A 25,084-nucleotide genomic window follows, 5' to 3' on the forward strand; every position below is an offset into this window, starting at 1 on the left:
TAGGTGTCGCCGGGAGCGCCTCGCCAACAAGGCACTCCCGAAAGGCAACACCTATGCATTCTCAGCAGGTCACCGCCGAGCCGCCGTCGAACGACAGGGTCGAGCGTGACTCCACGGTGGGCGACGTCCCCGGAGTTCTCTGGTCGCCGGCCTCCGGCGCCGATCGCGCGCCCCTCATCTTCGATGTGATCATTGCCGGGTGCGGGCCGACTGGCGCGATGCTGGCCGCCGAACTGCGACTGCACGACGTGCGGGTACTCGTTCTGGAGAAGGAAACCGAGCCCAAGTCGTTCGTCCGCATAGTCGGTCTGCATATTCGCAGTCTCGAGCTGATGGCGATGCGCGGACTGCTGGATCGCATTCTCGAACACGGAAGACAGCGTCCGGCCGGCGGTTTCTTCGCCGCCATCCCCAAACCCGCGCCCGAGGGCCTGGATTCCGCGCACGCCTATCTGCTGGGCATCCCGCAGCCGGTCATCGAGCATCTGCTCGAAGAACATGCGATCGAACTTGGTGCGCAGGTCCGGCGCGGTTGCGCGGTCGCCGGTTTCGAGCAGGACGACGAGGGTGTGACCGTCGAACTGGCCGACGGGGAACAGCTGCGTTCGCGCTATCTCGTCGGCTGTGACGGCGGGCGCAGTACGGTGCGCAAACTGCTCGGCGTCGGCTTCCCTGGCGAGCCCTCGCGAACCGAGACGCTGATGGGCGAGATGGAAGTGGGTGCACCGCAGGAGGAGATCACCGCCAAGGTGACCGAAATCCGCGAGACCCATCAGCCATTCTGGCTCCGGCCCTTCGGCGGTGGAGTCCACAGCGTCGTGGTCCCCGCCGCGGGAGTCAGCGACCGCGCGGAACCGCCCACCCTCGAGGATTTCAAACAACAGCTGCGTACCATCGCCGGAACCGATTTCGGCGTGCACTCCCCGCGCTGGTTGTCCCGCTTCGGGGATGCCACCCGGCTGGCCGAACGTTATCGGGTCGGACGGGTGCTGCTGGCCGGCGATGCGGCACACATCCATCCACCCATCGGCGGACAGGGCCTCAACCTGGGCGTTCAGGACGCATTCAACCTCGGCTGGAAACTGGCCGCACAGATCCGCGGCTGGGCGCCGGAGACACTGCTGGACACCTACCAGGCCGAACGTCATCCGGTCGCCGAGGACGTGCTGGACAACACCCGCGCCCAGATGGAACTGCTGTCCACCGAACCGGGCCCGCAGGCCGTGCGCAGGCTGCTCACCGAACTGATGGACTTCGACGAGGTGAACCGCTATCTGATCGAGAAGATCGCCGCGATCGGCATCCGCTACGACTTCGGCGAAGGCCCCGACCTGCTCGGCCGCCGCCTGCGCGACATCGACGTGAAACAGGGCCACCTCTACGGTCTGCTGCATCGCGGCCGCGGCCTGCTGCTGGACCGCACCGAACGCCTGACCATCGGCGGCTGGTCAGACCGGGTCGACTACCTCGCGGATCCCACTGCGGAACTGGATGTTCCGTGCGTCCTGCTACGCCCCGACGGCCACGTCGCCTGGATCGGCGACGATCAGCAGGATCTGGACGACCACCTCTCCCGCTGGTTCGGCAAGCCCGCCAACTGACGACCGGCCCGCGCTGCTGGAGGCGCCGTCGCACATCCGCGACACCATTGCCGCCGGGGTGAAGGTCTCGGCCGGCGTCGTGCACAAGACTCTGACCGAGACCCGGGCGGAGGCCGAGCGGGTACAGCGGTGACGGCCAGGCCGGACTCGCCCGAGCGGGTGGCCGGCACCGTGGAACACCTGCTCGGGCGACCGGCCCGGACGTTCCGCTCGTGGGCCAGGGAGCACGCGGACGACTTCCGCCAGAGCTCCCCGGCCGCCGCGCGTGGCCCGGGCCGCGCGCGGCGGAGGTCTCTCACCTGCCGTCGAGCCTGTCGTAGGCGTCGCCGAACACCTCCGGGCTCACCGTGGCGATGAAGTCGCCGGGGAATCCGAGGGTGAACTCCGTGGCCGCCTCCAGGCGCCGTACGGCGTCCTCGGGAAGCGTGACGTCGAGGGCGCCGAGGTTGTCCTTGAGCTGCTCGGGGGTCCTCGGGCCCATGATCGGGTGGACCACCCGCGAGCGTGCCCGGGTCCAGGCGATGGCCACCTGCGCGGGCGTGACCCCCATCTCGTCGGCGACCTCCCGCACGGCCCGTACGGCGGCCTGCTCGCGCGCGTCCGCGCACGGCGTCGTCCAGCGCCCGCATCGTCTCCTCCACCGGGGTGTGCCGATCCCACAGGTGGACCCAGAACAGGTCGATGTAGTCGGTGCGCAGTCGCCGCAGGCTCGCCTCCAGCGACAGGGTGAGGTTCTTCCTGTGGTTGCCCGCGGCGTTCAGGTCGCCACCGTCGCGCGACACGGAGTACTTGGTCGCGACGACGAAGCGATCGCGGCGGCCCGTAAGAAGCTCACCGAGGACGGTCTCGCTCTGACCGCCGCCGTAGAAGTTCGCCGTGTCGACGACGTTGCCGCCGGCGTCGGCGTACAGGTCGAGGATGCGGCGGCACTCCCCCAGCGGCGTGCCGCCTCCCTGCTCGCCGAAGGTCATCGTCCCGAGGAACAGCTCGGAGACCCGTAGTCCGGTCTGCCCCAGCAGTCTGTAGCGCATTCGCCGGTCCTTGTCGTCTCAGTGCAGATAGCCGTGCAGGAAGGCGCGGACGCCGGAGGTCACCATCTCGTCGATCTCCTTTTCTCCGGGGACCGCGCCCAGGTAGGAGGGGTTGGCCACCGAGATCAGCAGCATGAGGTGGACGGCCGCCCGATCGGGGTTCTCGGCCCGGAGCAGTCCCCGATCGGCCAGCTCTCGTATGCGGCCGGCCAGCTCGCGGCGGACCCGTAGCGGGCCGGTCTCCTGCCACGCCTCGATCGCCGCCTGCGGGATGTGCCCGGATTCGGCGTTGATCTGCCGGACCAGGGCGAAGTGCTCGGCGTGCTCGGCGGTCATCGGCGTGGCGAAGGCCCGGCCGAACTCGATGAGGTCGGGTTCGAGGTCGGTGACCTTGCGCAGATGGCGGTCGATGATGGCGACCTGGGCCTAGGCGACCCTGGTGGCGCTCTCCTGGATGACGGTTTGAAGAGCCGCGCCTTGTCCTGGAAGTGGTTGTAGAGGGTGCGCGACGACACGCCGGCCTGGGCCGAGATCGCCTCGGTGGTCGCGCGGGTGTAGCCGTCGCGCGCGAACACCGTCAGAGCCCCGGCGAGGATCGCCCTGCGTTTGTCCGCCAGCCCCCCGCGCGGGCGCGTCCCCGCCGTCTCGTTCCTGGGCACCTCGGGCCTCCACCGATGCTGGACGAGCCCACGCCCGCGCTGTTCGGCGACTACCGCAACGCGCACACCGCGCGATGGGCCGCGACGATCGGCTCGTTCGACGGGTTCGTCTTCGTCACCCCGGAGTACAACCACTCCACCCCGGCCGCGCTGAAGAATGCGATCGACTTCCTGTTCGCGGAGTGGAACGACAAGGCGGCCGGGTTCGTCAGTCACGGCGTGGCCGGCGGCGTCCGCGCCGTGGAGCACCTGCGGCTGACGATGACCGAACTGCGGGTGGCCAACGTGCGCACGCAGGTCGCGCTGTCGGCGTTCACCGACTTCGAGATCACCGATCCGGCCGAGCCCGGCGTGATCACCCCCGGCGAGCACCAGGAGCCGGCCCTGGTCGAGATGCTGGACGAGGTCATCGCCTGGTCACAGGCGCTCAAGCCCCTGCGCGGCGCCACCGCGAGCGCCGGGCCGGAAGCGGTACGGGCGTGACGCCCGAGGCCCGCTCTTCAACGTCCGCCACTCCCCCGTCGAACCCATCCAGGGAGGTGTACGTCATGAGGGCATGAGACTCCGGCTGCTTTTCGTCCTGCTCTTCGTCACCGCGACCCTGGTGACCGCTCCGGGCACGGCGTGCGCCTGCGACTGCGCTACCCGGGAGCCGGCGGAGCTGGTCAGGACGTCGGCCGCCGTCTTCACCGGGACGCTGGTGTCCGCCCGGCAGCTCGAAGGCGATCCTCTCGGTCCCAGGCCGCCGATCATCTACACCTTCCGTGCCGACCAGGTCTACAAGGGGCAGGCGAGCGCCGGGTTCGAGGTGGCCACCAACGCGGACGAGGCCTCGTGCGGGTACCACTTCCTCACCGGGTCGCGGTACCTGGTGTTCGCCTCCACGGGCGAGTCCGGCCTTCTGGCGGTCGATCCCGGCGTGGCCCTGCACACCTCCCTGTGCGCCGGGAACCGCATGGTCCGTCCCGGTGGGGACCCCCTGCGCCCAGAGGACGGGACGCAGAGCGGGGAACCTCTGGCGACCGGGCTCATCACCGCTCTCGGGGCGGCGACACGCCCTCCGGTGACCGCCGCCATCCCGCGTTCCGGCGATTCCGCCGGTCGGCCGGCCCCGCTCTGGATCTACGCCGCGACGGCCATGGCAGTCCTCGTCCTAGCCTTCGCCGGATGGCGGAATTCCAGACGACGCAGGCCGTAGGGACGCCGGCGTAGGCGTAGTCCTGGGCATAGCGGGCGAGGAACCGCAGACCGGACGGCACGGCCACGGTCCGCCAGATTACGCCGATGCGGACAGGCATGGATCGTCATCGGTCAGGCGGGTTCCACGTCCAGGACGGCCTTGCCGGCGATGCGGCGGGCGAGGAGGGCCTGGGCGGCCTCGGTGACGCGGTCCCAGGGGCCGCGCCAGTCGACCTCCGGCGAGAGGCGGCCGGCCGCGAGGAACGCGAGGAGGGTGGCGAGGTCGGGCCCGACCTCGGTGACGTCGCCGAACGTGCTCATCGTCTTGGCCGGGCCGATGGAGAACAGCGAGTACGGCGCGAACACCGCCGGTTCGTCCGACGCCCAGCCGATGTTCTGCACGTGGCCACCGGGGGCCAGGAGGGCCCAGGCGGCGGCGAGCTGCGGCCCGCCCACGGTGTCGAGGACGAGGTCGACGGGCCGGTCGATGCCCTCCAGGCCCACCACCACCTCGTGGGCGCCCAGCCCGGCCAGGCCGCCGGCGCGGGCGGCCGACCCCACCGACGCGATGACGTGCGCGCCGCCCAGTGCCGCGAGCTGGACCGCGTAACGGCCGACGCCGCCGGCGGCCCCGGTGATGAGCACCCGCCTGCCCAGGATGGAGCGGGAGCGCAACGTGCGCAGCGCCGTGATGCCGGCCATCGGCAGCGCGGCGGCGTCGGCGAGGTCGACCTGGCCGGGGACCTCGGCCACCGCGGTGGTGTCCACGGCCATCCTCTGCGCCCACGCGCCCGCGCCGAAAGCCGCCACCCTTGCGCCCTCGGCCGGCCCGGTGCCGTCGGCCGCGGCGCGCACGACGACACCGGCGGCGTCGTAGCCGTGCACGGTCCCCGGTGGCCGCCGGCCGGCGAACGCCACCTCGCCGCGGTTGAGCGAGATGTGCTTGACGTCCAGCACGAGCTGATGCGGCTCGGGCCGGGGCTCCGGGGCCTCGCCGAGGCGCAGTGCGCCGGGCACACCGGGGTCGACGATGAGCGCGCGCATGTCCATGAAGGTCTCCTTGCCGGACGAGGCAGATTCGGACCAGCGGTCCGGTTGGTGCACGGTAACATAACCGGACCGGCAGACCGTTTGCAAGGGAAGGGCGCTCATGATGGCCGAACAGCGCGCCGAACGCGCCGACGCGGCGCGCAACCGCCGCGCGGTTCTGCGCGCGACCGAGCGGCTTCTGGCCGAGGGCGGTGGCGACCATGTGTCACTCGACCGCGTCGCCGCCCTCGCCGAGGTCGGGAAGGGCACCGTGTTCCGCCGCTTCGGCAGCCGCGCCGGGTTGCTGCGGGCCCTGCTGGAGGAGCGGTCCGGCGACCTGCGCGAAGCGGTCACGAACGGTCCACCGCCGCTCGGCCCCGGCGCGCCCGCCCGCGAGCGGTTGCTGGCCTTCCTCGACGAGCTCGGGCTGATCGCCGAGCGCAACGCCGTGCTGCTGTCCGCGCACGGGCAGGCCTGCGCCGACGACAAGTACGGCGACCCCAGCTACAGGTTCTGGCACCGGCATCTCAGCGCCCTGCTCGCCGCGGAGCGCCCCGATCTCGACGCCGGCTTCCTGGCCCACGGCCTGCTCGCGCTCTTCGACGGCGGCCTGATCCGCCACCTGACCCCATCAGGGGACCCCCGCCACTTCACCCGTTCTGTGCAGCGGATGGCCATGGCGCTGCTCGACCGCGACTGACCGGCTCGGATCGCCGAGCGGCTGTGGACGGTCGCGACGGACTCTGCGACGCCCGGGGGTCACACCCCGGCCGGCCGGGGTCCGGGGATCGGCTCGCGCAGCGCCTTGGTGACGGAGCCGGTACGCGGCGCGGTGCCCCACAGCCACTCCAGCTCCGCCTCCCGGCGCCTGCCGGCCAGCCAGTGGTCGAAGACCGACTCCTCGATGCCGCGCCGGGTGGCGTCGTCGAGCACGGCGGTCCGTACCTCGAGAACGCAGGTCACCTCGGCACCCTGCTCCTGCGGGCAGAGTACGTCTCCCGCGACGGCGGTGGCCGCGGAGGGGCCGAGATCACGCCGGAACGCTCGTGCCATCCGCCCGTCCGCGCCGTGGTCGAGCACCTCGGCCGAGGCCGGGCCGAGCAGGCCGGACGCCTGGCACGGGCCGGCCTCACCGAGCCGTACGGCCGCCGCGCGGGCGGCCTCCGGGCGCGGGTAGCGCAGTCGCACCACGCAGAGCCGGTCGTATCCACCCGGATCCGCCGCGAACACCTCCGGTGCGGTGTCGCCGACGACGCGGCGGCGCAGGCGGGCGATCGCGGCCTCGCCGGCGACGATCTCCTCAAGGTGGGCGTGGTCGAGCCCGCGCTCCGCCATCCACTCCCGGGTGGCCTGGACGGTGAGCAGGCCGCGCGCCCGGCGGAAGGCCTCAAGGGCCTCCTGCAGCTCGGCGGACGGCAGCTCGATCGGGTCGCGGGCCAGCTCCTGTTCCACGAGGCCGGCGTCGACCAGGCGTGTCGCCATGCGGGCGTCGGTCCACAGCACGTCCAGCACGGCCATGGCGTGCTCCATCGTGATGTCCATGCCGTTGAGGCGGAGGACCACCTGCTCACCGGCGTGACGGCTGCCGCGCAGCGGCCAGGGCAGGGCACGGTCGGGGGCGAAGGCCACGGACACGGTGCCGTCCTCGGCCGTGATCAGCACGTCGTAGTGGCGGCTGCCGCCGGGGAAGTCCCGCTGCCACACCAGGCGCATCGGGACGCCGTGGCGCTCGCGGAGCTCGGCCAGCAGCTCCCTGGCCTGGGCGGGTTCGAGGTCGGCGATCCGGCGCAGGTACGCGAGGACGTCGGGCAGCAGGCGGTCGGACGGGAGAGACACGGTCAGGCTCCTTCGAGCAGGAAGTCACGGATGGCCTCGCTGATCGGCAGGCCCGTGAGGTTCTGGACCCACAGCCATTGGGCGTTCGGGTTGATCTCCAGGAAGACGTGGCGGCCGTCCGGCGTGAGGATCAGGTCGATCGCCCCGTACCTCAGGCCGAGCCGGTCCATCAGGGCCAGGCAGCGCGCCGCGACCTCGCCGGACAGGTGGTGCGGGCGGTACGGGGTGACCTTGGTGTCGTAGCGCCGCCAGTCGAGGCTGGAACGGTTGGACACCTGGGAGTGGATCTCCGCGGCGAAGATCCGGCGCCCGACGATGGTGACGCGCAGCTCGACACGCTTGGGGACCCGTTCCTGAACGATGACCGGGCAGAACCGCAGCCCCTGGGCGTGGGCCAGGTCCCTGGCCGACACCGGCTCGCAGAACCGGTTCAGTGTGACCTCGCCCGCGACGTCTTCGATCCAGGGGACGTAGAGCGGCTTGGTGATGACGAGCCCGTCATGCCGGTCGTGGAAGTCGAGGAACGACTCCGCGTCCGTGGTGATCACCGTCTCCGGGATGGGGAACCCGAGCTCGGCCGCGTGGGCGAGCTGGGAGGCCTTGTGCCCGGCCCGCCGGAAGACCGACTCACGGGCCGGCAGGTGGGGGCAGGGCAGGCTCTCCCACAGGTCGGTGACCAGGCTTTCGCATTCCCTGGCAACGTGCGCGGCGACGGCCGGATCGAGGATCTCGGGGTGCGGCGCGGGCCGCGTCGGGCGACGCCACCACAGGGCGGTGACCGCGTCCAGGTCGATGTCCCGCTTCCCGGTGCGCAGCGTACGCCGGATGGGACCGCCCGCCGCGTACGTCAGGTCGACCCGCGCGGAGACGGGGAAGTCGCCGGGGTTGAAGACGGTGACGCGTGCGCCGCGCTCGGTGAGCAGGTCGCCGACGCGGTCGGCGTGCGGGTCGTCGTCACCGGTGAGAATCAGTACGTGCGGGTGGGACACCTCGCCCCTTTCATGGTGTTCGAAGGGGCGGGGACCGCACCCCGGTGCGGCCCCCGCCCTCAGTGCCCTACAGGGCGATGTCGTCCCAGGAGCACATGTTCCCGCCGTAGCTGCCGGTGTTGTACTCCGGCCACATCGCGCCGAATCCGCCGCTCAGCTGCTCTGCGTTCAGCTCCGCGCCCACCGCGCGATGTCGGTGAGCCTCGTTCGTGCGGTTATGATTGGTTACTTTCCTCAGCACACCATGTCGTCGCGGGTGGAGTTCCACCCGGTCCCGGTGAACGCGCTTTCGGGTTGCATCCCGCCGTTCACGCCCTGGAGCTGGCTTTCGTCCAGTTCGGCACCGGCATCGGAGATGTCACGCAGCTCGGTGCGCTGCTTACTGCCCATCTGGGTCCCCCTTTCTGAAGAGCCGGGCGGCTCTCACGGCCACAGCATGTCCGGGCCGACTTGCAATCGGCTGGGAGCTCACAAAGATCTTGCTTGTGCCGCGGATCAGCTCGCCCGTCGCCCGGTTGAGCATCGCTTACTCATGACGCTTCCCGTGGGCTCCACGACGCTTCGAGGTGATGGAGACCTGACCCGGGCCCGAGCGTGCCTCGCACTGGCCCGGACACACCACAGGGAAGGAACGACACCAGTGACCTGGAAGAGAGCCATGGCAGTGACGGTCGCGGCGTTCGCGGCCTGCCTCACCGCCTCCACATTGCCCGCGCGACCGGCGAGCGCCGACCCGGCGGGCGTCTTCAGGACGCTCGACTGGGAGAACCCGGCCGACCGCACCGTTCCCGGCACCCCGCCCAGCGGGTTCCGCACGCACATCGGCATCGCCCACGGCGTCGGCGTGGTGGGGAGCCCGGTGCGGGACGGCTCGTACGCGGCGCGGTTCCAGCTCGACAGGACCGACCCCATCACCTCCAGCAGCAAGCGTGCCGAGATCACGCAGCTCGACTCGCAGCCGCTCAACGCGGACCGCTGGTACGGCTTCAGCGTCAACCTGCCGTCGAGCTGGGTCAGCGACGTCGCCGCCGAGATCGTCAGCCAGTGGCACCAGTGCGACGACCGTGCCTGCGGTGGCGGCTCGCCGCCCCTGGCCCTGCTCACCCAGGACGGCCACTGGAAGATCGACTTCCGGGGAACCATCATCGACCTGGGCGCCTACAGCACGGGCACGTGGACGGACTGGGCCTTCCACGTGAAGTGGCGCACCGACACCAGCGGGGTGCTGGAGGTGTGGCGCAACGGCGCGGCGGTCCTGAGCCGCACCGGGGCCACGTTCGCCGGCGGGCCGCGCTCGCCGTACTTCAAGTTCGGCATCTACAAGTGGGACTGGGCGGCCTCGAAGCCGAAGTCCACCATCTCCCAGCGGGTCATGTTCTACGACTCACTGCGGCTGGGCGACGAGCGCGCGGGCCTCGCCGACGTCGCTCCCGGCTCGAACTGCGGAGCCACCGTGCCCGTGGCGGGCGCCTCCGCGTCCACTTACGAGCCGGTCAACCCGCCGGCGAACGCGGTCGACGGGAACCTGGCCACCCGATGGTCGGGACAGGGGTTCGGCGCCTCACTGATCCTCGACCTCGGATCGCTCCGCCGCCTGTGCGGAACCAAGGTGGCCTGGCACCGGGGCGAGGCCCGCTGGAACGACTACACCGTGTACGTCTCATCAGACGGGACCACCTACACCAAGACCTGGGAAGGCCGGAGCTCCGGAACCACCGCCGCACCCGAGACCAGGCTGTTCACCAACGGCCCCCACGACGCCCGCTACGTCAAGATCTCCTTCTGGCAGAACCCCGAGAACGACTGGGCCAGCATCACCGAGGCCGCCGTACTCGGCTCCTGAGCGGCGATACCCGGCCGGGCGCGGGGGCTCCGTCTCCCCGCCCGGCCGCACACGAGGTTCCCCCGCGCTGAAAAGGCGACTCCTTATGCGAAGCTCTCGCGTTCTCTCCCTGATGGCCCTGGTCCCGTTGTGCTCCTCCCTGCTCACCTGCGTGACGTACGGCCCGGCGACGGCGGCGCGGGCCGCCGCCCCCACCGCCGGGACGGATCCGGTCGACGGCGTGGCCATGATCTATCCCAGCAAGGCGGGCGGGCAGACCTGGCACCTGTCCCCCGGCCCGTCCCGCGATCCCCGCCTCGACGGGACCGCCCTGAAGCCGAACCCGGACGGCACCTTCAAGGTCCGCGACGTCAAGACCCGGATCGGCGTGTCCACGACGACCTACGACGAGGGCACGCAGGAGAACGCCCTCGTGTGGTCCCAGCCCGCCCTGCGCTCACGCGGCTACATGCACGACGCCAACGACTGGCGGGACGTCGAGATCACCGGCTACGTCCGCTACCTCTCCGGCGACGACGGCGACGCCTTCACCTGGTACGCGCGTGGCGGCCGGCACACGGGTACGGGCGGGCCTCCGCAGGCGTGCTGGGGGACGGCTTACAAGGGCAACCTGCGCTACCGCGACGGGGCGGTGAGGTTCGAGAAGGAGCTGTACCACGACGGGGGCGCGGGTTACGCGCAGGATCCGTACCAGAACGGCGGCGCCTCCCTCAAGGGCAGGATGACCGGCTTCAAGGTGGTCATGTACAACATTCCCGGCGGGGTGCGCATGGAGGCCTACCTTGACCGCGGCGGCGACGGCCGCTGGACCAGGGTCTCCACCCGGGACGACACGGGCACCTGGCCCATTGACACCGCCAACCGCTGCGGCGGCGGGAACTCCGAGACGATCACCTGGGGCGGCCCCAAGGCGGCGTTCCGGTGGGACGCGGCCACGGACGTCGACGTCGCCAGGCTGAGCGTCCGCGAGATCGACCCGAGTGGGGGCTCCTGCGGCACCATGCTCAGCCCTGCCGGGGTGTCGGCCACCACCTACGAGCCGGTCAACCCGCCGGCGAACGCGGTCGACGGGAACCTGGCCACCCGATGGTCGGGACAGGGGTTCGGCGCCTCACTGATCCTCGACCTCGGATCGCTCCGCCGCCTGTGCGGAACCAAGGTGGCCTGGCACCGGGGCGAGGTCCGCTGGAACGACTACACCGTGTACGTCTCATCAGACGGGACCACCTACACCAAGACCTGGGAAGGCCGGAGCTCCGGAACCACCGCCGCACCCGAGACCAGGCTGTTCACCAACGGCCCCCACGACGCCCGCTACGTCAAGATCTCCTTCTGGCAGAACCCCGAGAACGACTGGGCCAGCATCACCGAGGCCGCCGTACTCGGTCCGACGTGATCGGGGACGTCAGACGGGCCGTCCCCAGACCGGTCCGACCGGCGTGACCATCCGGGGCAGCCCAAGTGCGTCCGGCAGCTCGTCCCTGCCCCGGATGCCCAGCTTGCCGTAGGCCCGGTGCAGGTGGTTGGCCACGGTCCGCCGGGACAGGCCGAGCCGGGCGGCGATGGCGTCGTTCGCCAGGCCGGCGGCGGCCAGCTCGCACGCCTCCCGCTCGCGACCGCTGAGCACCGCCGCCGGCGCCGCGCTGTCCCAGGGCGGGCGGTACCCCTCGCACAGCTCTACGAGCCGGCGGCTCCGTGTCCGCAGCCGGGCCGCGCGGCGGGCGTCGCCCCGCGCCTCGGCGACGCCCGCGGCGGTGGACGCGGCCTCGGCCGCCAGGCTGTTGTACCCGCGATGCTCCAGCGCGCCGGACGCCGCCTCCAGCCCTTCGACGTCGGCCCTGGAGGCGGCACGGGCGTGCCGGGCGAACAGCCGGAACAGCTCGCTGTCGCCGCGCTCGGCGACGTCGTGAAGCGCCTGCGCGACGCGGGAGGAGGGCCGCAGCCGCGCGGAGTAGTACAGGGTCTCCGAGGCCTTGGTGAGCCACCCCGCCGACTCGTACCGGTGGGCCAGCAGAGCCGCATCCGAGGCCGAGGCCCGCCAGGCGCCGGTGTGGGCCCTGATGCGGATTCTCGCCAGGTGGAGGTGATCATGCAGGCTCGACTCCGCCGGCAGGCGGCGCGTGATCTCGCCGAGCACCCGGCGGCCTTCCTGCGCGCGGCCGAGGGAAGCCAGGCAGGCGGCGTATTCGGCGAACACGTAGACCTGGATCGGAAAGGGGATGTGATCCTCCAGCAGCGCGCGAGCCTCCTGGAAGTGCGGCAGGGCGCGGGCGGGACGCCCGGCCCACGTCTCGCAGATGCCCAGCTCGAAGGCCAGCAAGGTGACCTCGGCCGAGGCGGCGTGCTCAACGGCCGTCCGGTAGCCCGACCCGGCGGCGGCGAAGGCCTCGCCGAGCCGCCCGGCGAGGACGAGCGCCTGGACGCGGCAGGCCGTCGTGGCCGCCTCCATCGCGCCCCAGACGGACGGGACGCCCAGCCGGCCGTTCGCGTAGTCGTCGGCCACCCGTGCCGGGCGGCCGAGGTAGAGGTCCAGGTAGGCGCGGAGCGGCTCGCACACGCTCGCGATCACGGGGTCCCCCACCAGCGAGGACAGCTCCCGCAGGCCGGTCGGGGCGCGCTCGTTCCCGTCGGCGCCGAAGGTGTCCAGCGCCAGCTCCGCGACCCGCAGCTCGGCCGCGGCCGCCCCCTCCAGGGGCCCGAAGGTGCGGGCACGCCGTACGACCGCCTGCGCCTCGGCGGGGCGTCGCAGGTTCCAGAAGAGGTTGAGCGCCCTCAGGGCGGCGACGCGCGCCCGCTCGCCCGGCGCGTCCACGCCCTCTCCCTCGGCCATCCGCCCGGCGAGCAGATCCTCGGCCTCGGCCGCCTTGTCCTGGGCGACCAGCGCCCGTGCCAGTGCGTCGGCGCCTGCCTCCGGACGCGCACGGCGGGCCAGCCGTTCGGACAGGGGCGCGTCGCGGCGGGCCAGCGCGTCGCGGGCGGCGCCGAGCACCTCCTCGTCGGGCACCGGGTCGCCCGCCGCGAGCCGCCAGGTCACCGCCCGCAACCCCGCGTCACCCGCCGCCCCCGGCTGCGAGGTCACCGCGCGCGACTCCGCGTCGTCCGGCGCCGGCCGCCCCCGCGTCACCGCGCGGGCGAGCGAGCGGTAGATGTCCCTGCGGCGGCCCTCGCCGGTCTCCGCCCTCACGACCTCGCCGTACAGCGGATGCCCGACCCGTACGACCAGGTCGCGGCGGACCCGTTCGACGGCGATGAGGGAGCGCCGTTCGAGCTCCTCCAGCACGGGCGTGCCGACGAGCGTCTCCACCACCTCCAGCGGCACGGGCTCGGCGTGGGCCACGCACGCCAGGGCGTGCGCCTCCTCGGCGGTGAGCCCGTCGAGCAACGCCGCCACCAGGTCGCGCAGCCCCCGGTGCGCCGGCATCCGGCCCTCCCATCGCCACACCGCGCTGACCCTGCGCAGGCCACCCGAGGCGAGGCACGCCTCCAGCAGGTGCCGCAGGAAGAGCGGGTTGCCCTGGGTGGCGCGCCACAGCTTGTCGACGGTCAGCCCGTCGACCGGTCCCTCCAGCGCCTCGCCCAGCAGCGCGGTGACGGCCTCCCGGCTCAGCGCCTGCACCGCGAAGGTCTGGACGTACGGCCGTCGGAGCAGGCCGAGGACGGCGGGCGTCCGCATGGCGCCGGTCCTGGCCGCGGCGACGATCCGCACGCCCGCGGTGGCCGCCAGGTGCTGCGCCAGCACGATGGACGCCTCGTCGAGATGGTGCGCGTCGTCGATGGCCAGCACGCACGCCCGGTCACCGGCCGCCTCGAGCAGCGCGCTCCTGGCCGCGCCGAAGATGTTGGCCATGCCGTGGTGTTCGCCGTCGGGCAGCAGCGCGGTCACCGCCGCGAACGGCAGGCCGCTCGACGCCTCGGCTCCCGCCACCACGACGACGTGCATCCCCTCGTCGCGACAGCGGGCCACGATCGAGTCCAGCAGCCGTGACTTGCCGATCCCCGCCTGCCCCACCAGCAGCACACCGGGCACGCCGTGCGCTCCGAGCTGCTTCACCACGGCCCGGGTCTCGGCCGTCCTTCCGACGAAGGGCCAGAGGAGACGCGGCGGGGGCGTGCCGCCTCCAGAGGGCCTCTCGTCCCGCACGTCGCCGCACAGCCGCATGTGACCCTCCTCGCCGGGCAGGAAACCCATCCGCGTCAATCTCCTCCATCGAATATGGGAAAGCAACGAGAGCCGAACCGAGATCCCCCATCGGCCGGGGGACGCCGGTGGGAGCGCCGAAGCGAAGGCCGGGAGGCGAGCACCGACCATGCCGACACATATCGGGGAATGGCCGGCCGTGGGCCGCGACGAGATCGTGCGGGAGATCCACCGTGTGCTGGCGCTCGCCTCGGGGCCGGGGGTGCTTCTCGTCGGCGAGGCCGGGGTGGGCAAGACCCGGCTCGCGGACCTCGTCCTGACCCGGCTCGCCGGCACAGGGGCGCTCGTCCTGCGCGGGGCCGCCACCGAGGCGACCACGGGCATCCCCGGCATGGGCCTCGCCAGCCTGCACGTCCACGGTGACGTCCGCGAGCCCGCCGCCGGACGACTCGCGGACGCCGCCGCCCAGGGACGCCAGGTCGTCATCGGGATCGACGACGCCGACCATCTCGACGCGTCATCGGCCGCGGCCATCTCGGGCCTCTCCGAGACCATGCGCCTCAAGCTGGTGCTCACCGCACGGCAGGGCACGATCCCCGACGTGGGCGGGGGCGGGCGGCCGGCCGTACTCCCCCTCGGCAGGCTCTCCCGGGACGCCCTCTCCGACCTGCTCACCCGCGTGCTCGGCGGGCAGGTCGACGGGCTCACCGCGCACATGCTGTGGCGGCTCACCCGGGGCAATCCGAGGCTGCTCCGGCGCGCCGTCGAGATCGGCCTCGAAACGGGCCGCCTCGCGCGTGATCGCGAGGTCTGGTCGTGGCGCGGGCGGGAACTCGGCCATCCTCGCGTGCGCGAGCTGGCCACCGCCGACCTCGGGACGTTCGAGGAGGACCAGTCCAGGGCGCTGGAATACGTCGCGCTCAGCGGATCCCTCCCCCTGGAGGTCCTGGACTTCCTGGTCGGCCGGGAGGTCACGACCCGGCTGCTGGACCGCGCCGTCATCGCCCCCGCGGCCGGGCGCGTCCGCCAGGTCACGATGGCGCACCCCTTCTACGGGCAGGCCCTGCTGACCGGGCTCGGCACCCTCCGCCGCCGCCAGGCGTACCGGGACCTGGTGACGGCCGCCGGGCAGGCCGGCGTTCCCGGGCCTCACGACCCGCGGCTCGTGCTGTGGCGCCTCCGGGCCGACCTGCCCGTACCTGTCCACGCGACCGTCGCGGCGGGTGAGGCCGCCCTGGACGCCGGGGACGTCACGCTGGCCGGGGACCTCTCCGACCACATTCCCGGCCCGCGCGGCGCGGCCCTGCGCGGGCAGTCGCTGATCGCGCGGGGGCGGCCGGAGGAAGGCGAGCGCCTGCTCGCCGAGCACTGCCCCGGCGGCGAGACCAGCGCCCTGCGGTCGCTCAGCCTGTTCTGGGGGCTGAACAGGGCGGCCGACGCGCGGGCCGAGCTGAGCCGGGCAAGGGAGTCACAGTCGGGGGCCGGCGAGGACCTCGACGTGGCGGACCTGTCGCTCGCGATCTTCACCAGGCGAGGCACCCGGCGCTCGCTCGACATTTCGCCCCTCGCCCCGCCCCGCGATCGCCGGCTCGACCCGCTAGTGGCCGAGGCGGCCGTGGCGCTGCGGGCGTACCACCTCACCTTCGGCGGCAGTCCCGCGCGGGCGGCCAGCGCGTTCGACGGCGAGACGCCGCTGCCCCTGCGGTGGCCCGCCATGCGCGGGTCCGCCGCCGCCTGCCACGTGTACGCGCTCGTGCTGGCGGGCAGGCTCCGCGAGGCGGTCCCGCTCGCCGAGCGCTACTACGAGGAGGCCGTGCGGCGCGGGGAGCCCACCGAGGCCGTCCTCCTGAGCCACCAGCGGGGCCTGTGCGCGATGTGGGCCGGTCAGCCGAGACGCGCCCTCGCCCCGCTCCGCGAGGCGCGGGCGCTGGTGGACGACCACACGCCGTTTCCGGTCCGGGTGTTCATCGGCTGCGAGTACGCCGTCTGCGTGGCCACCCTCGGGCACCTGGACGAGGCGTACCAGGAGCTCGACCGGCTCCGCGAGCGGATCCCGGATGACCTGGGCGTGCGTGACCGGGTCGAGTTCAGCCGGATCCGCCTGCTCGCGTACTCCGGCAGGCTGGCCTACGCGGCCGACCTCGCCGATCGGCTCGCGGATCAGTACCTGTCCGAGGCGCGGCTGACCACCGCCGTCGAGTGCGCCTACTTCCACGCCCGGCTCCGCCCCACCTCCCAGGCCGCCGAGCGGCTCCGCGCGGTCGCGGGCCGATGCGACAGCCCCCTGTTCGAGCTCTTCGCCCGCCACGCCGGCGCGCTGGCCAGGCGGGACGCCGGATCGCTGCGCGCGGTCGCCGCCGAGTTCACCGCCCTCGGCTACCTCGGCCTGGCTCTCGAAGCGTCCCTCGCCGCGAAGGCACGGCTCCCTGAGCAGCCCGCGGACCGGCGGCTCGCGGACCTCGCCGAGCTTTGCGACGGGTTCCACAGTCCGTGGCTGGACGCGGTGCCGCGCGCCTTTCCCCGGCTGACCAGCCGGGAGCGTGAGGTCTGCGAGCTGGCGGCCTCGGGCCTGAGCAACCCGGCGATCGCGGCGGATCTCGGCGTATCCGTGCGCACCGTGGCCAACCTCCTGGGGAGGGCCTACGAGAAGCTCGGCATCCGCAGCCGCCGGCACCTGGCCTCCGCGCTCGACCTGAAGCTGAGCGACCGCACCCCGGGGTGAGCACAGGCGCCGGGTCGGGCGGGGGTGTCATCCGTGTTCGCCGCCGAGCAGGTAGCGGCCGAGCGGCCTGACGACGGCGGTCAGCCGGCGAAGCTCGTCCGGGGTGCAGGGGGCCAGAGGCGGGGCCGCGTGCGGCGGGCACAACCCCCATGAGGCGAGGAGCGCCTTGACCGAGGGCACGCCGGGCCGTACCGAGTGCAGGCCGGTGAGCTCGGTGACCAGCGACTGCAGGCGGCCGGTCTCGGCCCGGTCCCCCGAGTCGTGGGCAGCCACCAGGTCCAGGGCCAGCCTCGGCGCGAGGTTCGCGATGCCCGGCACGATGCCCCTCGCGCCCGCGCGCAGCGCGTCGGCGAGGCCCTGCTCGTACCCCTGGCTGACCGCGAAGTCCGGCCTGCGCCGCGCGGCCTCGATGACGTACGCCAGCAGCGGCCCGTCGCCGGAGGAGTCCTTGACGCCGGCCACGCCCGGCATCTCGATGAGCGCGTCCACGCAGGCCGGTGTGAGCGGGGTGGCGTAGCGGGGCGCGTTGTAGGCCACCACCGGCAGGCCGAGCCCGGCCACGGCCCGGTAGTGCGACAGGACCTCGCTCTCGGAGTGCCGGAAGTAGATGGGCGGGCTGAGGACGAGCGCGTCGGGTGACGCCTCGGCGGCCAGCTTCGCGCGGTACAGCGCCTCGTCGGTGCCGGGGGCCGTGACGTTGACCAGGATCACTCCCCCGGGCACCCGGGCACGCCAGAGCGCGGCAGTCTCGGCGACGAAGTCCCCGGTCAGGCCGGCGCGCACCAGCGGGCCCTCGCCGTTGCTGCCCAGCAGCATCAGCCGGCGCACGCCCGTGGCCGCGAGCGCGTCCAGCAGCGGGGCCGCTTCCGGGGCGGAGGGCACGCCCGGCCGGGACATCGGCGTCACCAGCGGCACCACGACGCCGTCCAGCGGTCCGGTCATGGCTAGTACCCCCTTACCTGGGGCCAGGACAGCTCGACGCCGTCCCTGACCAGCTCGGCCCGGAACCGTTCGAGGGCCGCGGTGTCCTCGTACACCTGGCCGGGTTCCAGCCGGTGTTCCAGGCAGTGCGCCGCCAGGGCTCCGGCGACCTCCCCGGCGTTCCACTCGACCGGGTGCAGCCGGTAGCAGCCGTTGGTGATGTGCGTGGTGCCGATGTTCTTCCCGGCGGCGAGCAGGTTGCGCACGCGCACCGGCAGCAGCGCCCCGAGCGGGATCTGGAACGGGCAGCTTCCGACGTCGATGTAGTTGTCGCCTCCCGTGGAGGGATGCAGGTCGATGCGGTACATGCCGACGCCGACCGAGTCCGCGTAGGACACCGCGCCGTGCTCGCCTCGGACCGCCAGGGACAGGTCCTGCTCGACGACGGTGCGCCGGGCGCGGATCCGCCGCGACTCGCGGATGTACGGCGCCTTGGCCAGCCCGTCGGAGGTGCCCATGACGTCGGGGCGCAGGCGCAGGCCCGGCCATCCCGTGCCGCCGTCGGGCCTCGGGGCCTCGGTCTGCAGCCAGTAGAGCATGCTCAGCGAGAGCTGCCGCGCCCCGTCGAGGTGCTTGTCCCGCTCCGCGCCGGACACCCCGATCAGCGGGCCGGGGAGGTAGTCGATCATCGGCCAGTTGACGGTGACGACGTCGCTGTCCAGGGCGCCGGGCTCGAACAGCTCCTTGGCCAGGATGCGCCGGAAGACCCACAGATCGCGGTCGCCCGCGTCGAGGCTCTGGTCGGCGGTCACCGGCCCGGTGGGCGCGTGGGGCACGAAGGTCCGGCCGATCGGCACCAGAGTCCGGGGGTCCGGGGCGACCAGGCTGAGCAGGCGGTCCGGCCAGAACGGCGGCCGGTAGTCCCGCCAGAAGCCGTACTGGTCCGGCCGGTCGATGGTGTGGTCCTCCCCCTCGCGGTGCTCGATCGCGAAAGTCCAGGAGAACGCCTGCATGTTGTCCGGCTGCGCGACCACAGGAGCGCTCGGCTCGCCGGTGTCGGACCTGGACTCGAAGCCGGTCACGTGCTCGACGTTCGCGAGCGGCAGCAGGTCGCCCAGTTCGGTCGCGTCCAGGATGTACGGGGCGGTGGCGTGGACCACCTCGCCGTCCGGTCCTTCGAGGGACACGCCGCTGATCCGGTCGCCGTCCACCTCCGCGGCGACGGGGCGGTGCCGGTAGAGGATCCGCAGCCGGCCCGCGGCGAGGTGGCGGCCCACCATCGCCTCCAGCACGGCCGCCGCGACCCTCGGCTCGTGGCAGAGCCTGCTCACCCTGCCGAGGCCCGGGTTGAGGTCGGGCAGCGCGCGGGCGTCCGGGGTGAGCGGGTACCAGGCGCGGTAGTGGTCCCTGATGGACTCGCGTAGCGCCCGGTAGGACCGGGTGGCGCCGAACTGCTCGATCCAGGGGTGCTCGTCCGGCGGCACTCCCTGGCTGGTGAGCTGCCCGCCGAGCCAGTCGGTCTCCTCCGAGAGCAGTACGCGCCGCCCGCGCCGCAGCGCCGCCAGCGCCGCGGCGACGCCGCCCAGCCCGCCGCCCACTACCAGGACGTCACTCCACACAGCCGTTTGGCCGGCCACTCGTCCATCACTCCTCATGATCGAATACTCAGACTGAACGCGGTGGCCTCCGGGCTCGGCACGCCGAGGCGCACCAGTCCCCGGGCGTCGGCCTCCGCCCGCCATGCGGCGTCGCCCACCCGTACCTCGACCACCGCGCCCGGAGCGGCGTCCGACGGGACCCCGGCGAGGAAGTCGCCCGGCTCGGGGAGCGTGACCACCCCCCGCACGCGGCGGGAGGCGCGCTCGTACCCCGTCACCTCGGCACCGGCGGGCAGGTCGAGCAGCGGGCGGCTGTCGAGCTCGACGGCGAGCCGGTCCCCGGCCCGTACGGCGAGGCGGCCCTCCGACAGCGCGAGGCCTTCGACCGACGCGCGCCTGCGGGGGTGGGCGAACCGCCACCCCTCCGGCCGGGGGTCGGCGAGCTCCTGGACGGCCAGGTAGCCGAGCAGGCCTCCCCAGCCCATCAGCCCGTCGGAACGGGCCTCGAGCGCCCGCACGTCCTCCCCCGGCACGATCGGGTAGTTCTCCCGGACGTGGCTGTGCTCGGTCCACTCGCGGAGGAACAGCCGGAGCAGTGCGTCGACGATCGGCCCGCTGTGCCCGTCGAGCCCGTACCGGCGCAGCCCCTCGACGGCTAGGAACGCCATGGGCGCCCACACCCGGCCTCGCCAGTAGCGGGTGCTGAACCCGGGGTCGTCGCGGGCGGTGCTGGGCAGCGGCGGGTCGCCGCCGAGCGTGCCGGGCGACAGCAGGTCGTTCACCAGCGCCTCGGCCCGCTCCGGGTCGGGCAGGCCCGCCAGCAGCGGGTACAGCAGCGTCGGCGAGGTGTGCCCGGAGAAGCGGCCGTCCGCCCACCGGTTGCCGTACCGGCCGCGCTCGGTGTCCCAGAGCAGGTCGCGGGTGCGCTCCGCGAGGCGGTCGCCGTCCCGTGCGAGCGTCTCGGCCGCCTCCGCGTGGCCGAGGAGTCCCGCGATCCGGGCCAGCGCCTCCGCGTCGGCGACGTACAGGGCGTTGAGCCCGGCGTCGGCCAGGTTCATGGTGTGCGTGGCCTCGTCGAGCACCGCGTCGTCGTACATCGGAGAGTCGTCCAGCCCGGACTCCCTGCGCGCCCGGTCGATCGTGGCCGACCCCGGGTCGCCTTCGACCGGGTCGGACCCCCAGGCCAGCAGCCCGTGCGGGCCGCGCCGGGCGGACGCCCACCAGGCGTGCCAGTCACGCAGCACCGGGTACGCCCGCTGGAGCAGTTCGCGGCGGCGGGACTCGCCGGACAGGCCGCTGCCGAGGTAGGCCTTCAGCACGGTGTAGGCGCCCACCGGGGGCTGGGAACGGTCGTCGGTGCGCCCGAGGTCGTCGCTGACGCGGTTCGGCAGCATGCCGTCCGCGCCCGCCTGGTCCAGGATCTGCGCGAAGATCCCCTCGGCGTAGGCGGGATCGGCCCACGCGGCGACGAGCCCGGTGAAGAACGTGTCCCACGTGTGCAGCGCCCACCGGCCGTAGAACCCCTCCCTCGCGCGGCAGACGAAGTCCCGCGAGGTCGGTGTGAGCACCCTGCCGAGGTCGGGGGCGAAGATGGTGTTCCAGGTCAGCGCCCGGGTCATGGCGTCGCCGGCGTCCCCCAGCCAGCCGGAGGTGCGCAGGCGGGCGGCGTCGGCCTCCTCCATCGCCCTGCCGACCCGGGCGCGTACGCTCCCGGCGGCGCCCGTCCTGCTCAGGCGGATCTCGGCGGCGTCGCCGCGGAACACCAGCCCCTCGGGGAGCACGCCGGGCGCGGAAGAGCACTCCAGCAGCCAGACGCCGCCGCCGTGCTCCACGACGATGCCCTTGCCCGGCTCCTCGCGGACGGCGACGGCGGCGCCGCCGAACCCCGGGGCCTCGTCGAGGAGGAGGACGAGTTCCGCCGCGCCCGGGCCCCGGTCCGCGAGGACGTCCAGCTCGTCGTCGCCGCCGCGCGCCTGGAGACGCAGCTCGGTGCCGTGGGCGTGGACGGTGACGGCGCAGTACCCGCCGTCCGGCGTGTGGTGGCCGAGCCGGACCAGGCCGCGGCGCCAGGTGAACCCGTCGAAGACCTCTCCCCGCGGGGAGCGGAGCGCGAACCGGGCGCGCAGGCCGGTGGGCAGGTGCACCCAGGCGGTGTGGTGCTCGACGTCCCAGGTGTTCCACCCCCTCGGCTCGGGAATGGTGGCGGCCATCAGCCCTCCGCTCCTTCGATGTCGAGAGCCGCGTCGAGCAGCTCCCTGGTGTACGGGTGCCGGGGTTCGGCGAACAGCGTTTCGGTGTCCCCGGTCTCGACCAGCTCTCCGCGCCGCATGACCGCCACCCGGTGGGCGATCTGCCGCACGACGCCGAGGTCGTGGGTGATGAACAGGATGGACAGGTCGTGGCGTTCCCGCAGGTCCACGAGCAGCCGCAGGATCTGCGCCTGCACCGAGACGTCCAGCGCCGACACCGCCTCGTCGCAGACCAGCAGCCTCGGCCTCAGCGCCAGCGCCCTGGCGATGCTGACCCGCTGGCACTGCCCGCCCGACAGCTCGGCGGGGCGCCGGCCGATGACGGTGGCGTCCAGGCCGACCTGGTCGAGCAGGGTGCGGACCGCGGCGGCGCGGTCTCCGTCCGGCGCCGCCGAGGGGTGCGCCTCCCAGCCCTCGGCGACGATCCGCCCCACGGTCAGCCGGGGGTTCAGCGACGACCTGGGGTCCTGGAACACCATCTGGATCGAACGGCGCAGCGCGGGCGGCCGGCGGGCCTCCAGCCGCCGGCCGTCGAAGGTGAGCCCACCGGCGCTCGGCCGGGTGAGGCCGACGACGCACCGGGCCACCGTCGTCTTCCCCGAGCCGGACTCGCCGACCAGCGCCAGCGTCTCGTTCCTGCCTATTCGCAGGTCGACGCCCGCCACCGCCTCGACCCTGGTGCCGTTCGGACGCCAGGGCCGCCGCGCCCGCCCGAAGGCGGCCCGCAGGCCCCGCACCTCCAGCAAGGGGTCAGAGGACGCCCACAGGGGTGTCACGCCGCGACCTCCTCGGCGAAGTGGCAGGCGCTCCAGCGGCCCGGCGCGACCTCCCGCACGGCCGGCACCTCGGTCGCGCAGCGCTCGCGCGCCATCGGGCAGCGCGGGTGGAAGGCGCACCCGCCGGGCCGGGCCAGCGGACTGGCGGGCGCGCCGGGCAGCGGGGCGACGAGCGGGCTCGTGGCCCGCACCGCCGGCACGCTGGCGGCCAGCGCCTTGGTGTACGGATGCCGTGGCGCGCGCAGGAGCTCGCGCGTGGGGCCGCGCTCACAGACCCGGCCGGCGTAGAGCACCACCAGGTCGTGCGACACATGGGACATGACCCGCAGGTCATGGCTGACCAGCAGCATGGACATGTGGCGCTCGTCCTGCAGGGTGCGCAGCAGCCGCAGGATGCGGGCCTGCACGGTGACGTCCAGCGCGGTGGTCGGCTCGTCCGCGAGCACCAGCGACGGCTCGCCGGCCAGCGCCAGCGCGATCATCGCCCGCTGCCGCATGCCGCCCGAGAACTGGTGCGGGTAGTCGCGTGCCCGCCTGCCCGCGTCCGGGATGCCCGCGAGGCTCAGCAGCTCGACCGCCGCCCTCGCCGCCCGGCGGCGGGACGCGCCGTTACGCCGCAGGAACTCACCGACCTGGCGGCCGATGCGCTGGCTCGGGTTGAGCGCGGACAGCGGGTCCTGGAAGATCATGGAGATCTCGCGGCCGCGCACCTGCCTGCGCCGGCGGTCGCCGGCGGCGAGCAGGTCCTCCTGTCGCAGGTGGATGCTCCCGGTCGTGGCCGCCCTCGGCGGCAGCAGGCCGATGACCGCCATCGCGAGCATCGTCTTGCCGCTGCCCGACTCGCCGATGAGGCCGGTGGTACGGCCGGACCGGACGGTGAAGGTCACGTCGTGGAGGATCGGAGCCGCGTTCCCCCCAGCCGGGAGGAACACGCTGAGGCGCTCCACCCGCAGCAGGTCCACCGGCTCGGCCGGCGCCGCCCCGGGCATCAGGGGCACGCTCGCGGGCGAGCTCATGAAAGCGTCACGGTGGAGAAGTCCGGCAGGTAGCTGGGGCTGGGCTCAAGGCCGTGCACGTTCGACCGCCAGGCGTAGGCGATCTTCAGCGACATCGGGTACATGCCGACCGCGTCGGACCAGATGATCTGCGCCGCCTTGGCGTACAGGGCCTTGCGCTCGCCGACGTCGCTGGTCGAGCCCGCCCCGCCGAGTACGCGGTCGAGCTCGGGATTGCAGTAGCCGTTGCGCTTGGCCGCGCAGGTGTACAGCCGCCCGAGGTTGGTCGCCGCGTCGAACGTCGGCGTCGACAGCGACTGGAAGTTGATGTCCCAGTTCATGGCGAGCAGGTCCTTGAGGAAGACGGCGCTCTCCTTCTCGGCCGGCTCCGCCTTGACGCCGATCTTCGCCAGGTCGGCGGCGACCGCCTGGGTGAACTGGCGGAACTCCGCGCCGCTGAACTGCAGCTTGAGCGGCTTCGCGAAGTCGAACCCGGCGGCCTTCAGCGCCGCGCGAGCGGCGTCCGGGTCGTACCGCACCGGGTCCTGCGGCGCGTAGCCGAGCACGGAGGGGGCGACGACGGACTTGGACGGCTCACCGGTCTGCGGGTACAGCGCCTTGATGATGGCCTCGAAGTCGACCGCCTGCCACAGCGCGCGGCGCACCTCGGGCCGTTCCAGCGCGGGCCGCGACGAGTTGAACCACATGGTGTACACCGACGTGGCGGGGACCGTCTTCACGGTGACGTTCCCGTCGCCCGAGAGCTGGCCGAGCTGGTCGTCCGGGATGCCCCAGGTGGCCTGGATCTCGCCGGTGCGCAGGGCGGTCATCCGCGCGGAGATCTCCGGGATGACCCGGAGCACCAGCCGGCCCACCTTCGGGACGCTGCCGTAGTACCGCGTGTTCGGGACGAGCTCGACGACCTGACCAGGCGTGAACCGGTCGACCACGAACGGCCCCGAGCCGACGGGCTTGGCGAACGAGGTGTCGGCGACGCCGGAGGGGGTGATGAAGAAGAGCGTGAGCTTGCCGGGCAGCGCGGGCTCGGGAGCGGCCACCGTGAACACGACGGTGTCCGGCCCGCTCGCCTTGACGCTCACCCCGGGGAAGTTGCCCGCGTTGGGCCCCTTGAGGTCGATCATCCGGTTGAAGGACGCGACGACGTCCTCGGAGTCCAGCGCGGACCCGTCGGAGAACGCCGCGCCGCCACGCAGCGTGAAGGTCCACTCCGTGGCGTCGGCGTTGGGCTGCCACTTCGTCGCGAGGTCGCCGGCGAGCTCACCGCTGGTGGACGCCCGCACCAGCCGGCTGTAGATGGCCTGGCCGGCGATCTGCGTGCCGGTGGCGGCGCCCGCGGCGCCGTGCGGGTCGAGCGCCTCGGTGGGGTACGGGCTCGCGACGGTCAGCGTGCCGCCACCGGCTCCGGCCTCGGGGGTGGACGTGGTGGAACATGCGGCGGAAAGGCTCAACGCGACGACCACTGCGAGGGTCGCCTGCGCGCGTCGGCGCACTGCCATC

At 73.1% G+C, this 25,084-nt stretch carries 21 protein-coding genes and 1 pseudogene; 7 read left to right on the top strand and 15 right to left on the bottom strand.

All coding sequences use genetic code 11. From position 1 onward, the window contains the following. Positions 1–176 precede the first annotated feature (176 nt). Entirely contained in the window at positions 177–1,601 is a 1,425-nt protein-coding gene (gene rox / locus ACOZ38_RS21300; RefSeq protein ID WP_424537063.1) for a rifampin monooxygenase, read from the top strand. A 295-nt stretch (positions 1,602–1,896) separates the two neighbouring features. Here rox and ACOZ38_RS21305 read toward each other — a convergent pair whose 3' ends face one another. The 4 genes and pseudogenes from ACOZ38_RS21305 to ACOZ38_RS21320 form a co-directional block, all read right to left on the bottom strand. After that, positions 1,897–2,172 carry an aldo/keto reductase gene (locus tag ACOZ38_RS21305; protein ID WP_424532937.1) on the bottom strand — a complete coding sequence of 92 codons (276 nt, stop codon included), beginning with the start codon at positions 2,170–2,172 and terminating at the stop codon, positions 1,897–1,899. 79 nt (positions 2,173–2,251) lie between these two features. After that, positions 2,252–2,632, bottom strand: a pseudogene (locus ACOZ38_RS21310) (aldo/keto reductase); the annotation flags it as partial. A gap of 18 nt (positions 2,633–2,650) precedes the next feature. Further along, positions 2,651–2,968, bottom strand: coding sequence for a TetR/AcrR family transcriptional regulator C-terminal domain-containing protein (locus ACOZ38_RS21315; RefSeq protein ID WP_424532939.1), 318 nt, complete (start codon positions 2,966–2,968; stop codon positions 2,651–2,653). Continuing rightward, entirely contained in the window at positions 2,965–3,426 is a 462-nt protein-coding gene (locus ACOZ38_RS21320) for a helix-turn-helix domain-containing protein (protein WP_424532941.1), read from the bottom strand. The genes ACOZ38_RS21315 and ACOZ38_RS21320 overlap by 4 nt, the downstream gene beginning before the upstream one ends. Between ACOZ38_RS21320 and ACOZ38_RS21325 the strand changes: the two genes are divergently transcribed. Continuing rightward, positions 3,307–3,774: an NADPH-dependent FMN reductase gene (locus ACOZ38_RS21325; RefSeq protein ID WP_424532942.1), complete on the top strand. Its 468-nt coding sequence runs from the start codon at positions 3,307–3,309 to the stop codon at positions 3,772–3,774. The two genes, ACOZ38_RS21320 and ACOZ38_RS21325, sit on opposite strands and share 120 nt — an antisense overlap. 73 nt (positions 3,775–3,847) lie before the next feature. Further along, a complete protein-coding gene (locus tag ACOZ38_RS21330) occupies positions 3,848–4,489 on the top strand; it encodes a hypothetical protein (RefSeq protein WP_424532944.1) in 642 nt (213 codons plus the stop codon). 113 nt (positions 4,490–4,602) lie between these two features. On the opposite strand, the gene ACOZ38_RS21335 is transcribed toward ACOZ38_RS21330, so the two are convergent. Next, complete coding sequence (locus tag ACOZ38_RS21335) at positions 4,603–5,520, bottom strand: zinc-binding dehydrogenase (protein ID WP_424532945.1); 918 nt, start codon at positions 5,518–5,520, stop codon at positions 4,603–4,605. Between the two features lie 100 nt (positions 5,521–5,620). Between ACOZ38_RS21335 and ACOZ38_RS21340 the strand changes: the two genes are divergently transcribed. Then, positions 5,621–6,199, top strand: coding sequence for a TetR/AcrR family transcriptional regulator (locus tag ACOZ38_RS21340; protein ID WP_424532947.1), 579 nt, complete (start codon positions 5,621–5,623; stop codon positions 6,197–6,199). 59 nt (positions 6,200–6,258) lie between these two features. On the opposite strand, the gene ACOZ38_RS21345 is transcribed toward ACOZ38_RS21340, so the two are convergent. The 3 genes from ACOZ38_RS21345 to ACOZ38_RS21355 all read right to left on the bottom strand — a co-directional run bounded on the left by ACOZ38_RS21345 (position 6,259) and on the right by ACOZ38_RS21355 (position 8,714). Next, positions 6,259–7,335, bottom strand: coding sequence for a TIGR04500 family putative peptide maturation system protein (locus tag ACOZ38_RS21345; RefSeq protein ID WP_424532949.1), 1,077 nt, complete (start codon positions 7,333–7,335; stop codon positions 6,259–6,261). A gap of 2 nt (positions 7,336–7,337) precedes the next feature. Next, a complete protein-coding gene (locus ACOZ38_RS21350; RefSeq protein WP_424532951.1) occupies positions 7,338–8,324 on the bottom strand; it encodes an MvdC/MvdD family ATP grasp protein in 987 nt (328 codons plus the stop codon). A 234-nt stretch (positions 8,325–8,558) separates the two neighbouring features. Further along, complete coding sequence (locus ACOZ38_RS21355; RefSeq protein WP_424532952.1) at positions 8,559–8,714, bottom strand: hypothetical protein; 156 nt, start codon at positions 8,712–8,714, stop codon at positions 8,559–8,561. A 250-nt stretch (positions 8,715–8,964) separates the two neighbouring features. Between ACOZ38_RS21355 and ACOZ38_RS21360 the strand changes: the two genes are divergently transcribed. Both ACOZ38_RS21360 and ACOZ38_RS21365 read left to right on the top strand, forming a co-directional pair. After that, positions 8,965–10,167 carry a heparin lyase I family protein gene (locus ACOZ38_RS21360; RefSeq protein ID WP_424532954.1) on the top strand — a complete coding sequence of 401 codons (1,203 nt, stop codon included), beginning with the start codon at positions 8,965–8,967 and terminating at the stop codon, positions 10,165–10,167. An 85-nt stretch (positions 10,168–10,252) separates the two neighbouring features. Further along, a complete protein-coding gene (locus ACOZ38_RS21365; protein WP_424532955.1) occupies positions 10,253–11,563 on the top strand; it encodes a discoidin domain-containing protein in 1,311 nt (436 codons plus the stop codon). 9 nt (positions 11,564–11,572) lie between these two features. Here the strand turns inward: ACOZ38_RS21365 and ACOZ38_RS21370 are convergent, their stop codons facing one another. Then, positions 11,573–14,356, bottom strand: coding sequence for a LuxR C-terminal-related transcriptional regulator (locus ACOZ38_RS21370; RefSeq protein WP_424532957.1), 2,784 nt, complete (start codon positions 14,354–14,356; stop codon positions 11,573–11,575). 118 nt (positions 14,357–14,474) lie between these two features. On the opposite strand from ACOZ38_RS21370, the gene ACOZ38_RS21375 reads away from it, so the two are divergent. Then, positions 14,475–17,027 carry a LuxR C-terminal-related transcriptional regulator gene (locus tag ACOZ38_RS21375; protein WP_424532958.1) on the top strand — a complete coding sequence of 851 codons (2,553 nt, stop codon included), beginning with the start codon at positions 14,475–14,477 and terminating at the stop codon, positions 17,025–17,027. A gap of 27 nt (positions 17,028–17,054) precedes the next feature. Here ACOZ38_RS21375 and ACOZ38_RS21380 read toward each other — a convergent pair whose 3' ends face one another. Genes ACOZ38_RS21380 through ACOZ38_RS21405 form a run of 6 tightly spaced genes read right to left on the bottom strand, consistent with a single transcriptional unit; the run spans position 17,055 to position 25,083 of the window. Next, positions 17,055–17,969 (bottom strand): dihydrodipicolinate synthase family protein, encoded by a 915-nt coding sequence (locus tag ACOZ38_RS21380; protein WP_424532960.1) that lies wholly within the window; start codon positions 17,967–17,969, stop codon positions 17,055–17,057. 2 nt (positions 17,970–17,971) lie between these two features. Continuing rightward, positions 17,972–19,585 (bottom strand): FAD-dependent oxidoreductase, encoded by a 1,614-nt coding sequence (locus tag ACOZ38_RS21385; RefSeq protein WP_424532962.1) that lies wholly within the window; start codon positions 19,583–19,585, stop codon positions 17,972–17,974. Between the two features lie 14 nt (positions 19,586–19,599). Beyond that, positions 19,600–21,756 carry an amylo-alpha-1,6-glucosidase gene (locus tag ACOZ38_RS21390; protein ID WP_424532964.1) on the bottom strand — a complete coding sequence of 719 codons (2,157 nt, stop codon included), beginning with the start codon at positions 21,754–21,756 and terminating at the stop codon, positions 19,600–19,602. Next, complete coding sequence (locus ACOZ38_RS21395; protein WP_405148635.1) at positions 21,756–22,571, bottom strand: ATP-binding cassette domain-containing protein; 816 nt, start codon at positions 22,569–22,571, stop codon at positions 21,756–21,758. The genes ACOZ38_RS21390 and ACOZ38_RS21395 overlap by 1 nt, the downstream gene beginning before the upstream one ends. Continuing rightward, a complete protein-coding gene (locus ACOZ38_RS21400) occupies positions 22,568–23,587 on the bottom strand; it encodes an ABC transporter ATP-binding protein (protein ID WP_424532966.1) in 1,020 nt (339 codons plus the stop codon). Before ACOZ38_RS21400 ends, ACOZ38_RS21395 begins: the two co-directional genes overlap by 4 nt. Beyond that, on the bottom strand, positions 23,584–25,083 hold the full coding sequence (locus tag ACOZ38_RS21405; protein ID WP_424532967.1) for an ABC transporter substrate-binding protein: 1,500 nt from the start codon (positions 25,081–25,083) through the stop codon (positions 23,584–23,586). The genes ACOZ38_RS21400 and ACOZ38_RS21405 overlap by 4 nt, the downstream gene beginning before the upstream one ends. Position 25,084 lies beyond the last annotated feature (1 nt).

The organism is Sphaerisporangium viridialbum, assembly GCF_049674955.1.
Classification (GTDB): Bacteria; Actinomycetota; Actinomycetes; order Streptosporangiales; family Streptosporangiaceae; genus Sphaerisporangium; species Sphaerisporangium viridialbum.